The sequence below is a fragment of the Micromonospora sp. NPDC047620 genome, from assembly GCF_043205005.1.
Classification (GTDB): domain Bacteria; phylum Actinomycetota; class Actinomycetes; order Mycobacteriales; family Micromonosporaceae; genus Micromonospora.
The window spans coordinates 1-1,174 of record NZ_JBIDDG010000158.1; the positions used below are offsets into that span (position 1 = coordinate 1).

General features: G+C 66.7%; 2 protein-coding genes. One reads left to right on the top strand and one right to left on the bottom strand.

The annotated features are described in order from the left end of the window. Positions 1 to 337: 337 nt before the first annotated feature. On the top strand, positions 338 to 850 hold the full coding sequence (locus ACGF5C_RS34920) for a DUF664 domain-containing protein (protein ID WP_030517972.1): 513 nt from the start codon (positions 338 to 340) through the stop codon (positions 848 to 850). Here the strand turns inward: ACGF5C_RS34920 and ACGF5C_RS34925 are convergent. Further along, a partial coding sequence (locus ACGF5C_RS34925) for a cytochrome P450 (protein ID WP_393308715.1) occupies positions 847 to 1,174 on the bottom strand: 328 nt, incomplete at its 5' end. The genes ACGF5C_RS34920 and ACGF5C_RS34925 overlap by 4 nt on opposite strands.

The window sequence follows — 1,174 nt, forward strand, 5'->3', positions numbered from 1 at the left end:
GTGCAGAACGTGGTGTGGTCAAAAGATGTGACTCCAGAGAATGAACTGTCGAGCGCGACGAAGAATTCCGCTGTCGGTATGGTCCTACCTGTCGGTATGGTCCTACAGCGTCACCCCACATCTGTTGTAGGACAAGAGGCTTGGTTAGCCGCCCGGCCGGACATCCGTAACCGGACTGTCGACCAGGGTAGCAGGAACGTGCCGAACTCTCTGTCCGTCTTCCACTCTCGGTTCGCCGGGGCGGACCGGGCCGGTGAACCACGGTGAAACACCTTGTGAGCGGGCATATTCACACCGGTTCCACCGAACTGTCGGTGCGATGTGCTTGCATACCAGCATGACGAGCACCGATCTGCTGGTAGACGCCTTCGGGCGGATCAAGGAGAACGTGCACGGCGCGGTCGCCGGGCTCACCCAGGAGGAACTGGCCGCGCGGCTGGATCCGGGGGCCAATTCCATCGCCTGGCTGATCTGGCATCTGACCCGCGTGCAGGACGACCACGTCGCCGACGTGGCCGGCACCGAACAGGTGTGGACGGCGGCCGGCTGGGCTCGCCGCTTCGATCTGCCCTTCGACGAATCCGCGACCGGATACGGCGATGGTCCGGACGCGGTGGCGGCCCTCGACGGTGTCCCGGCCGAGTCGCTGCTGGGCTATCACGACGCCGTTCACGACCGCACCGTCGAGTACGTCCGCACCCTCACCGACGCCGACCTGCCGCGGATCGTCGACACCCGCTGGGATCCGCCGGTGACCCTCGGCGTGCGGCTGATCAGCGTGGTCGACGACGATATCCAGCATTCCGGGCAGGCGGCGTTCATCCGCGGGGTGCTGCTGCGCCGTCGCTAGCGCCGGTGCAGAGTCACCGGAATCGCGGAGGGTGAGAGGACGAAGTCGCGGTTCGAGGCCCGCACGACGTAGGCCGGATCCGGCTCGGGTCGCCACCGGGCCAGCAGCGCCGCCGAGGCGAGCGTGATCTCCAGCAGCGCGAAATGATCGCCCAGGCAGCGCCGGCGACCGACGCCGAAGGACAGGTTCGCCTGCTTGTCGATCTCGCCGGTGCGGTCCGGCGACCAGCGGTCGGGATCGAAGGCCTCGGGATTCGGGAAGTGGCGCGGGTCGTGCTGGACCAGATACGGGCTGAACATGATGGCGGTGCCGTCGGGAATGGTG

Bases quoted from the DNA above. Each gene is read 5' to 3' on its own strand.
- ACGF5C_RS34920 (WP_030517972.1), top strand. From the start codon at position 338: ATGACGAGCACCGATCTGCTGGTAGACGCCTTCGGGCGGATCAAGGAG.